This window comes from Corallococcus sp. CA053C (assembly GCF_003611675.1).
GTDB lineage: Bacteria > Myxococcota > Myxococcia > Myxococcales > Myxococcaceae > Corallococcus.
The window spans coordinates 1-10415 of the sequence record NZ_RAWA01000353.1 but is presented as its reverse complement, the minus strand read 5'-3'; the positions used below and the strand labels follow the sequence as shown (position 1 = coordinate 10415).

At 72.0% G+C, this 10415-nt stretch carries 10 protein-coding genes; all 10 read left to right on the top strand.

The genetic code is table 11. The annotated features are described in order from the left end of the window. The coding region (locus D7V97_RS33115) for a DUF4331 family protein (protein ID WP_120614616.1) at nt 1-443 on the top strand (443 nt) is incomplete at its 5' end. 4 nt (nt 444-447) lie between these two features. Continuing rightward, on the top strand, nt 448-744 hold the full coding sequence (locus tag D7V97_RS33110; RefSeq protein ID WP_147445075.1) for a hypothetical protein: 297 nt from the start codon (nt 448-450) through the stop codon (nt 742-744). A gap of 151 nt (nt 745-895) precedes the next feature. Beyond that, a complete protein-coding gene (locus D7V97_RS33105) occupies nt 896-1729 on the top strand; it encodes an N-acetylmuramoyl-L-alanine amidase (protein ID WP_120614614.1) in 834 nt (277 codons plus the stop codon). Nucleotides 1730-1789: 60 nt separating this feature from the next. Further along, on the top strand, nt 1790-2104 hold the full coding sequence (locus tag D7V97_RS33100) for a hypothetical protein (protein ID WP_120614613.1): 315 nt from the start codon (nt 1790-1792) through the stop codon (nt 2102-2104). Nucleotides 2105-2206: 102 nt separating this feature from the next. After that, the gene (locus D7V97_RS33095) at nt 2207-3472 is read left to right on the top strand and encodes a TolC family protein (RefSeq protein WP_120614612.1); all 1266 of its coding nucleotides are present in this window, start codon (nt 2207-2209) and stop codon (nt 3470-3472) included. Beyond that, nucleotides 3469-4665 (top strand): efflux RND transporter periplasmic adaptor subunit, encoded by a 1197-nt coding sequence (locus D7V97_RS33090; protein WP_120614611.1) that lies wholly within the window; start codon nt 3469-3471, stop codon nt 4663-4665. Before D7V97_RS33095 ends, D7V97_RS33090 begins: the two co-directional genes overlap by 4 nt. Beyond that, nucleotides 4655-7783 (top strand): efflux RND transporter permease subunit, encoded by a 3129-nt coding sequence (locus D7V97_RS33085; protein WP_120614610.1) that lies wholly within the window; start codon nt 4655-4657, stop codon nt 7781-7783. The genes D7V97_RS33090 and D7V97_RS33085 overlap by 11 nt, the downstream gene beginning before the upstream one ends. Beyond that, nucleotides 7780-8325 (top strand): RNA polymerase sigma factor, encoded by a 546-nt coding sequence (locus D7V97_RS33080; RefSeq protein ID WP_120614609.1) that lies wholly within the window; start codon nt 7780-7782, stop codon nt 8323-8325. The genes D7V97_RS33085 and D7V97_RS33080 overlap by 4 nt, the downstream gene beginning before the upstream one ends. Before the next feature lie 88 nt (nt 8326-8413). Further along, nucleotides 8414-9028: an isoprenylcysteine carboxylmethyltransferase family protein gene (locus D7V97_RS33075; protein ID WP_120614608.1), complete on the top strand. Its 615-nt coding sequence runs from the start codon at nt 8414-8416 to the stop codon at nt 9026-9028. Nucleotides 9029-9051: 23 nt separating this feature from the next. Next, nucleotides 9052-10415, top strand: a 1364-nt coding sequence (locus D7V97_RS33070) for a TolC family protein (RefSeq protein ID WP_233583379.1), incomplete at its 3' end; no start/stop codon positions are given.

Below are 10415 nucleotides of genomic sequence, written 5' to 3'. Positions count from 1 at the left end.
CCCTGCTGGAGGCCCTCTTCGGCACCAAGGCGCCCACCGTCTTCCCGCGCGCGGACCTGGTGGCGGCGTTCCTCACCGGCGTCACCGGCGTCAACGCCAACGGCTCCACGGCGGAGATGCAGCGCCTGAACATGGCGCTGCCCACCAAGGCCAAGGGAGCGCAGAACAACCTGGGCGCCGCCGGCTGCTTCCTCAACGGCAAGCTCGACACCGGCCTCGCGGGCTGCGACCCGGCGGGCTTCCCCAACGGACGGCGCCCCGGCGACGACGTGGTGGACATCGAGCTGCGCGTGTCCATGGGCTACCTGCTGGCCGACGACGTCCAGGCCCCCTCGCGCAACACCGCGTTCCACGACGCCGTGCTGCAGGACTCCTCGCAGTTCGACGCCGTGTTCCCCTATCTGACGGTGCCCAACGCGGGCGCCAACGGCGACGGGACGTGATGCCATGCGCAGCCTGAGAGCCATGGCCTGCCTCCTCGCGCTGGGCGCCACCCTGGCCTACACGGGATGCAGCGACGACGATGATGATCCGAAGCCGGATGGCGGCACCACGCCGGACTCCGGCACGCCCGACTCCGGCACCCCGGACGCCGGCCCCACCGGCACCGAGTTCACGGCCTTCGTCCGCGACCTCGTCCAGAACCAGACCAATGAGACGGGCACGCCCGTGACGCTCGACGACAAGACCTTCGTCGACACCGAGCCGGCGAACGCGTTCCCGCCTGGCTTCTTCCAGCCGTAGGAAGAGGCCGCTCCCCCGCAGCCCCGATGCCCGATCCCAACACCGGGGGTCGGGGCTGTTCCATCAAGGGGGCGGTTTCACACAACTCCCGGCCGTTCGCGGCGATAATCGCGAAAGCAAAAGCTGTCCAACCTTACCGGGATTTTCCACCATGGCCATCCGACCGACCTCTTCGCGTGTCACCTCCGCCGCCTCCACGCGGGTGTCGGCCGTGTCCACCGCCATCACGGCGCCGCCCGCCGGACTGGGCAAGGGCGACTCCGGCCCCAAGGTGAAGCAGCTCCAGGACGGGCTGGTGAAGCTGGGCTACCTGACGAAGGCGCAGGCGGCCACGGGCCCGGGCACGTTCGGGTCGCTGACCGAAGGGGCGGTGAAGAAGTTCCAGGCCGCCAACAAGCTGCCCACCACCGGCTTCTACGGGGAGCAGACGGCGGCGGCGCTGAAGAAGGCGCTCGGGAAGCCGCCGGTGCAGACCCCGCCCACGCAGCCGGGGAAGTTCACCAAGCCCGCGGTCATCAGCGCGCCGTCGCCCAACGCGGACTCGCGCAACGGCACGGACATCGACACCATCGTCCTGCACCACACCGGCTCCAACAACGGCAGGGGTGACCTGGCGTGGATGCGCAACCCGCAGAGCAAGGTGTCGGCGAACTACATGCTCGACACGGATGGGAAGATCTACCAGATCGTCGGGGATGAGAAGCGCGCCTGGCACGCGGGCAAGGCGGAGCTGCACGGCGTGCCCACGGACGTGAACGCGCGCTCCATCGGCATCGAGATCGTCAACGACGGCAGCGGCAAGACGCCCTTCACCGACGCGCAGTACAAGGCGCTGACGCAGCTCGTGGGCTACCTGAAGCAGGAGTACAAGGTGCCCGCGAACAACATCCTCGGGCACAAGGACGTCGCGGTGCCCAAGGGCCGCAAGGACGACCCGGCGGAGAACTTCGACTGGAACCGGCTGCGCAAGGGCATCGGCGGCTGAAGCGGTCCAACGCCTGCCTGCGTGCGTCCGAGTGAAGGGGCGTGCTAGAAGTCCGCCCCGGTGCTCCGCCTCTGGCTCTTCATCTGGCTGTTGCTGCTCGCTCCGGTGGGAGGCGGCCTCGCGCATGCCTTCGGACCGGGGCCCGAGGAGGCCTGCGTCACGGGCTGCCCGGATGACGAAGCCCAGGGCGGGTGCGCGCCCACCTGCGTGGACTGCGCCTGTTGCAGCCATGTGCGGCCCCTCGCTGTCGCCTCGCCCCTGCCGGGCCTCGTGAGCCTCCTGCTCCGGGCCCCGCGCATCACGCTCGAAGACTCCGAGCCGTCGTCCGCCGACGCGGATGACATCCTGCACGTCCCCATAGTCCCTCTCGCGTAGGCCCGCGTCCGTCGTCGTTCGCACGCGCTCCGTCACCGGTGTGCCCGGCCCCTGTCCGGGATCGCTGGCGCCGGGCGCCCGCCCTCCGAGAGGTCCACCTCCGTGCCCATCCGTTCCGCGACGGCCGCCTTCGGGCTGGCCGCCGCCCTGTTCTGTTCGCCCCCTGTCGGCGCGGCGCCGCACGCGCCCAGGTATGCGCGGGTCGTCTCCACTGATGACCTGACGTTCGAAGCCGTCCTGGCCCTGGCCCGTGAGCGGGCGCCGGCCCTGGTGGAGGCCCGGGCACGCGTCCAGGCCGCCCGGGGCGCCGTGGCGGGCGCCGCGCCCCTCTTGCACGACAATCCCCAGCTCGACCTCCAGGCGGGCCCGCGCCGGCTCGCCACCGGAGCGCGGGGGACGGATGTCGCGGTCGGGCTCTCGCAGCCCTTCGAGCTGGGCGGCCAGCAGGGCCTGCGCCGCGATGCCGCTCGGGCCGGACTCGGTCGCGAGGAGGCCCTGTTGCGCGATGCGGAGCGGCTCGTGGTGGGCGAGGTGGCCAGCGCCTTCCTGCGCGTGCTGCACGCCGAGGAGCGGCTGAAGCTGGCGAACGCCGCCCTGAAGGCAGCGGATGACACCGTTCTCGCCACCGGGCACCGCTTCGATGCCGGAGACGTGCCCATCCTGGACGTCAACGTGGCGCGGGTGGCCCGGGCCCGGGCGAGGGTGGAAGCCGCGGGCGCCGAAGGAGAGGTGGAGGCGCTGCTGGCGGAGCTGCGTGCTCAGCTGGGCATGAGCTTCACGGAGGCCTCCAGCATCCAGGGCGACCTGCGGGCGCTGGCGCTGGCGCCGGTTCGCGGCCCCGGGGGCAAGACGCTGGAGCGCTCGGACCTCACGGCGATGGAGGAGGAAGAGGCCCACGCCCAGGCCACCGCCACCCTGGGCCGACGCGAAGCGCTGCCGGACGTGTCCCTGGGCGTGCGCTACCAGCGCGAGGCGGACGAAACGGCGCTGCTGGGAACGCTCAGCGTGCCGCTGCCCCTCTTCGCCAGGGGGCAGGAGGCGCGCATCTCCGGAGAGGCGGAGGTGGCGCGTGCCCGGGACGCCCTCAAGGCCGCGCGCCAGGTCGTGTCGAACCAGATCAACGCCGCGGGGGCTCGCTTCACCTCGCGCGTGGAGGCCCTGGAGATGTTCGAGCAGGAAGCGCTGCCGCTGCTCACCGACAACGAAGCGCTCGCCCGTCGCTCCTACGACGCCGGGGAGCTGGATCTCGCCGGGTTCATCCTCATCCGCCGCGACGTGATGGAGACGCGGGCCGCGTGGCTCGACAGCCTCCTCCAGGTCGGGCTCGCTCGCGTGCGGTACGCCGTCGAAATGGGAGTCTCGCCATGAAGCTCGCCCTCCTGCTGCTGACCGCCCTGCTGGGCCTCACCGCCTGCAAGAACTCGAAGGCCGGCCACGACGACGCCCACGACGAACACGGGCACGACGAGGCGTCGGACGGGAAACCCCACGTCGAGGACGGGGACGAGACCCACGTGCACGTCCCCCAGGAGATGCTCCGGGACCTGCGCGTCACCACCGCGAAGGTGGAAGCGCGCCCCGGTGGCGAGAGCGTCACCGCGCTGGGGGAGCTGACCTTCAGCGAGGACGCCTACGCGGAGGTGTCCACGCCCGTGCCCGCGCGCGTGGCCACCGTCCTCGTCACCACGGGACAGGCGGTGAAGCAGGGCCAGCGTTTGGCGGAACTCCAGAGCCCGGAGCTGGGCCGCGCCCGCGCGGAGCTCCAGGCCGCGCAGGCCCGCGCCACCGCCGCGCGACAGGCCGCCGACCGCAAGCGCTCCCTGGCCGACGAGCGCATCGTCGCGCGTAAGGACGTGCAGGCCGCCGAAGCGGAGGCCGCCGCGTCGGAGGCGGAGGTCGCCGCGGCGAAGGCCTCGTTGACCTCGCTGGGCGCGAGCACGAACGCGACCGACGGGACACCGGGCTTCGTGCTCAAGGCCCCCATCGACGGCACCATCATCGAACGCGCGGCGCGGCTGGGGCAGATGGCGGATCCGGCGCAGCCCCTCTTCCGCATTGGCGACCTGTCATCGCTGTGGCTCATCGTGCATGCCTTTGAACGGGACGCGGTGCGGCTGAAGCCCGGCGTCGAGGCGCGCGTCACCTTCGCCGCATTCCCGGGCCAGGAGTTCACCGCGAAGGTGGGCCACGTGGGGCAGCGCGTGGACCCCTCCAGCCGGACCATCCCCGTGCGGTTGGAGCTGACCAACGACAAGGGGCTCCTGCGGCCCGGCATGTCCGCGACCGCGTCCGTACCGCTGGGCGATCCGGGCGCCACGCTCACCGCGGTGCCGGCCGCCGCGCTCCAGCGACTGGAGAACGGCTGGGTGGCCTTCGTGCCGACCCAGGAGGCCGGCGTCTTCGAGCAGCGCGAGGTGGGCCGGGGGCGCAGCGTGGGCTCTCAGGTGGAGGTGCTGTCGGGGCTCGCCGTCGGGGAGCAGGTGGTGGTGGAAGGCGCGTTCCTGCTCAAGGCCGAGGTGGAGAAGTCCAAGGGCGGCGGGGGCGACGAACATGGCCACTGATCCGCGCGCGTCATTGCCGGGGCGCATCCTGGGCGCGTCGTTCGCCCGGCCCGGCCTGACGGTGGTGATCGTCCTGGCGCTGGCGGCGTTCGGCGCGGTGGCGCTCAAGAACCTGCGCCAGGACGTCTTCCCGGACCTGTCCGCGCCCATCTTCAACATCATCGTGCAGAACGCGGCCATGGGCGCCGAGGAGCTGGAGACGGCGGTGGCCATCCCCATGGAGGTGGCGCTGGCGGGGCTGCCGCAGGTGCGCCGCATCCGCTCCACCTCGCAGCTGGGCGTCACGCAGGTCACCGTGGAGTTCGAACCGGACGCGGACTACTTCCGCAGCCGCCAGTACGTCGTGGAGCGCGTGGCCCAGGCCGAGGGCGAGCTGCCCCCTGGCACCGACGCGCCGCTCGTGTCCAGCCTCACCGGCCGCCTCAACGAAGTGTTCGAGTTCACGCTGGAGGCGGAGCCCGGCAGCGCGGACCTGATGGCGCTGCGCGACCTGGCGGAGTTCGACATCAAGAACCGGCTGCTCGCGGTGCCCGGCGTCTCCGGCGTGGAGCGGCTGGGCGGCTACCTGCGCCAGTTCCAGGTGCTGCTGGATCCGGATCAGCTCGTCGCGCGCGGCATCACGCTCGACGACGTGCAGCACGGCCTGGAGGGCGCCAGCGTCAACGCGTCCGGAGGCTTCATCGTGCAGGGCCCCATGGAGTGGGCCGTGCGCGCGGTGGGCCGCGCGGAGACGGTGGAGGACCTGAGCAACACCGTCGTCGCGCTGCGCGACGGCACCCCGGTGCTGCTGGGGGACGTGGCGGACGTGCGCGAGGCGCCGGCGCTGCGGCGGGGGCTCGCGCACCGGCTCAAGGGCGAGGTGGTGAGCTGCCGCGTGAGCAAGCAGTTCGGCGCGGACACGGTGCGGGTGACGCAAGGCGTGCGCGCGGCCCTGGACGAGCTGCGCCGCTCGCTGCCTCCAGGTGTGGAGCTGCGCGTCGTCTATGATCAGTCGGAGCTGGTGGGCTCCGCGCTGGGGGGCGTGGGCCGGGCCATCCTGCTGGGCGCGTTCCTCGTCGTGCTGGTGCTCTTCCTGCTGCTGGGAGACTGGAGGGCGGCGCTCATCGTCACGCTCACCCTGCCCCTGTCGCTGGCGCTGGCGGGGCTGCTGCTGAAGGCGGCGGGCGTCGGGTTGAACACGATGACGCTGGGGGGACTGGCCATCGCGGTGGGCCTGCTGGTGGACGCGGCCATCATCGTCGTGGAGAACGTCATCCATGACCTGCGCGAGGGCCGGGGCCGCCGCTCGGTGCGCGAGGAGGCGCTGGCCGCGGCGCGGGAGGTGGGCCGGCCCATCGCGTTCGCCACGCTCATCGTCGTGTCGGTGTTCATCCCGCTGTTCGCGATGACGGGCATCGAGGGCCGCATGTACCAGCCGCTCGCGGCGGCGGTGGTCGCGTGTCTGGCCGCGTCGCTGGGGCTCGCGCTCACGCTGGTGCCGGTGGTGTCCGGACTGCTGCTCCGGGCCCCGCCGGAGGGCGAGCCGGAGGACGTGTGGCTGATCCGCAAGGTGAAGGCGGTGTACGCGCCCCTGCTGGACACCTGCATGCGCCACGCGGGCCGGGTGCGCGTGGTGGCGCTGGCCATCACCGTGCCCGCGCTGGGCCTGGCCACGCTGGTGGGCAGCGACTTCATGCCCCGGCTGGACGAGGGCGCCTTCCTGCTCCAGACGCTGCTGCCCCCCGAGGCGTCGCTGGACGAGGTGGACCGGCTCAACCACCGCGTGGAGGATGTGCTGCGCGACTTCCCGGAGGTGGAGGACGTGGTGCGGCGCACCGGCCGCGCCGAGCGCACCGAGGACCCGATGCCCCACACCCTGTCCGACGTGCTGGTGGTCCTCAAGAAGGACGTCACCGGGGACCGCGAGGCGCTGGAGTCGCGGATGCGCGAGGCGGTGGAGAAGGTGCCCGGTGTGTCCGCGCTCTTCACCACGCCCCTGGGCATGCGCATCGACGAGGGGCTGGGCGGCAGTCCGGCGGACCTGTCCGTGCGCATCTTCGGGCCGGACCTGGACACGCTGGCGTCGCTCGCGGAGCGCACCCAGGCGTTGATGGCGAAGGTGGAAGGCGTGGAGGATCTCCGCATGGAGAAGCTGAGCGGCCTGCCGCAGCTGCGCATCCAGGTGAACCGCGCCGCCGTGGCCCGCGTGGGGCTGACGCCCGGGGACGTCATCCGCGCCGTGCGCGTGGGGCTCGTGGGCGAGGAGGCCGCGCAGATCTGGCGGGGCCAGCGCCGGTACGACCTGGTGCTGCGGCTGGCGGATCACCGCCGGGGCGACGTGAACGCCCTGCGCAACCTGCTGGTGGATGGGCACGACGGCACGCGCATCCCGCTGGGGCAGCTCGCGACGATTGAGGAGACCTTCGGCGCGGGCAGCGTGCGGCGGGAGGCGGGCAGCCGGCGCATCGCGGTGGAGGCGGGCGTGTCCGGCCGGGACCTGGTCGGCACGGCGGAGGACGTGCGCGAGGTGCTGGCCAAGCAGCTGAAGTTGCCCACGGGCTACTTCGTGGACGTGGGCGGCAAGGTGGAGAGCCAGGAGCGCGCCGCGCAGTCGTTGACGGTGGCCATCGCGGTGGCGCTGCTCGCAGTGTTCGTCTTGCTGTACCTCGCGCTGGACTCGGTGGCGGAGGCGCTGGTCATCCTGGCCACGCTGCCGGACGCGTTCGTGGGCGGCATCCTCGCGCTGCTCCTCGCGGGCGAGACGTGGAACGTGTCCAGCCTCGTGGGCCTCATCGGCCTGTTCGGCATCGCGGTGCAGAACGGCCTGGTGCTCGTCTCGCAGACGAAGGACCTCATCGCCCGGGGCAGGCCCTTCGCGGAGGCCGTGCGCGAGGCGAGCCTCGGCCGCGTGCGACCCAAGCTGATGACGGCGGGCACGGCCATCCTCGGCCTGCTGCCCCTGCTGGTGCTGCCGCTGCATGGCACGGAGATCGAACGTCCGCTGGCGGTGGTGATGGTGGGCGGGCTCGTCACGTCCACCCTCTTCACGCTGCTGGCCCTGCCCACGTTCTACGCGCTGGTGCACGGCTTCCAGGAGCGCATCGCGGCCCGCCGGGCGGCACGGAAGGCCACCGCATGAGCCTGTCTCCCGAAGCACTCGGAGCCCTGCTGCGCCATCACCACGCCTTCCTCGCGTTCCTCACCCCGCGCGTGGGGAGCCAGGAGGCGGCCCGCGAGGTGTTGCAGGCCGCCTTCGTGAAGGGCCTGGAAGAGGGAGGGTCGCTGCGCGAGGAGCAGAGCGCGGTGGCCTGGTTCTACCGGCTGCTGCGCAACGCGCTGGTGGACGCGCACCGCCGCGCCCGCCGCGAGGACAGCGCGCGGGAGTCCCTGGCCCGCGAGCTGCCCCTGTCCACCGAGGACGCCACGGCGCTGGAGACGAAGGTGTGCGGCTGCGTGGCGGGGCTCGCGGACACCCTCAAGCCCGAGTACGCCCAGGCCGTGCGCCGCGTCGACCTGGAGGGCGTGGGCGTCGCCTCGTTCGCCCAGGAGGCGGGCATCTCCCCCAACAACGCCGCCGTGCGATTGCACCGGGCCCGGCAGGCCCTGGGGCGCAGGCTGGTGGAGCTGTGCGGCCACTGCTGTGCTGAGGGGTGCGTGGACTGCGCCTGCGCGAGTCCGTGAAAATACCAGGTGTAAGAGCGCGCGGGGCCGAGCGTCAGCAGGGGCGAATAGGGACGGCAAGGACCGTCCCCCTCCTCACGAGTCGCCCATGGACGTCATCGCCTTCACCCGGCTGGCCCTGCCCCTCTCCACCCTCACCTTCCTCCTCTTCGCCATGGTGCTGCCCTCCGTGCGGCTGAGCCGGCGCACCGGCAGGCCCGCGCTGGTGTTGCACCGGTCGGGGCCGCCGCTCCAGCGCGTGATTGGACTGGGCATGGCGCTGTTCATGGGGGCCATCGTGCTCTGGAGCGCGGCGCACCTCGCGTTCGGGGAGGCGGCCCTGGGCGTCTGGCATGTCCCCGGGTTCGTCCGCTGGAGCGGCTGGGCGCTGGTCGTCGCGGGCTTCATCGTCACGGTCCGCGCGCAGGTACAGATGGGCGCGTCGTGGCGCATCGGCATCGACTCCGAGCGGACGGAGCTGGTGACGGGGGGCCTCTTCAGCGTCGTGCGCAATCCCATCTTCAGCGGCATGCTCGCCGTGGTGACGGGCGTGACGCTGGCGACGCCGAGCGCCTGGACGGTGATGGGTTGGCTCGACTACGTGCTGCTCGTCTCGTTGCAGGTGCGGCTGGAAGAGGATCACCTGCTGCGGCTGCACGGCAGCGACTACGCGCGCTATGCGGCGCGGGTGGGCCGCTTCGTTCCGGGCATGGGATTGCGATAACCCACAGCGTTCCGAGGTCTCGAGTGCATTGGAAATACCCCTCCCTCTTCGCGGTCTTCCTCCTGAGCGGCTGCGCCTCCGTCCAGAAGGAGCGGGGACACACGGAAGTGGCCGCGCTCGTGGAGGAGCGCACGGGCCTGAAGACGCGGTGGAACCAGGGGACCCCGGAGGACGCGCAGGTGCAACACCATCTGGATGCGCTGCTCGGCGGGGACCTCACGTCGGACCGCGCGGTGGAGGTGGCGCTGCTCAACAACCCCGCCCTCCAGGGGACGTACGAGGAGCTGGGCGTGTCCCAGGCGGACATGGTGCAGGCCGGCCTGCTGACCAACCCGTCCTTCGACGGGAGCATCGGCTTTCCGCTCTCCTCCTCCGGCGACACCGAACACGAGTTCTCCATCGTGCAGAGCTTCGTGGACCTCTTCACGCTGCCCCTGCGCAAGCGGGTGGCGAACGAGCAGTTCATCGCGGACACGCTGCGCGTCGCGCATGAGGCGCTGGCCACCACGGCGGAGGTCCGCCAGACGTTCACGGAGGTGCAGTCCCGGCAGCAGCTGGTGGCCCTGCGCCGCGAGGTGCTCCAGGCCGCCGACGCCGCCGCGGAGCTCGCGGTCCGGCAGCGCGCCGCGGGCAACGTGACGGTGCTGGCGCTCGCCAGCGAGCAGGCGTCGCTGGAGCAGGCCCGGCTGGAGCTGGCACAGGACGAGCTGGCGCTGTTCGAGGCCCGCGAGCACCTCAACCGACTGATGGGCCTCTACGGTGCCCGCGTGCAGTGGACGCTGTCGGAGAAGCTGCCGGAGGTGCCCGCGGCCGAGTCGTCGCTGGAGCACCTGGAGACGCTCGCCATCCGGCAGCGGCTGGACATCGACGCGGCGCGGAAGCAGACCTCGCTGCTCTGGAATGCGCTGGAGCTGGCGCGCAGCACGCGCTTCTTCGGCCGCGTGGAGGTGGGCGTGCACACGCACCGCGACGCGAACGGACCCCGCCTCTTCGGCCCCACGCTGTCGCTGGAGCTGCCGATTTTTGATCAGCGTCAGGGGCTCATCGCGAGGCTGGAAGCGCAGTATCGCCAGGGCGAGGACCGGCTGACCGAGCTGTCCGTCAACGCGCGCTCGGAGGTGCGGGCCATGCGGGCGCGGCTGGTGACGCTGCGGAACATGGCGGACCGTTATCAGAAGGTCGTGCTCCCGCTGCGCACCACCATCCTCGAGGAGTCCCAGCGCCAGTACAACGCGATGCAGATCGGCCTGCCCGCGCTGCTCGTCGCGCGACGTGAACAGGTGGAAGCGTGGCGGGCCTACCTGGAGACCGTCCGCGACTACTGGATCGCGCGGGCCGACCTGGAACGCCTCGTGGGTGGCCGCCTGCCCCCTCCCTCCCCCTCTCC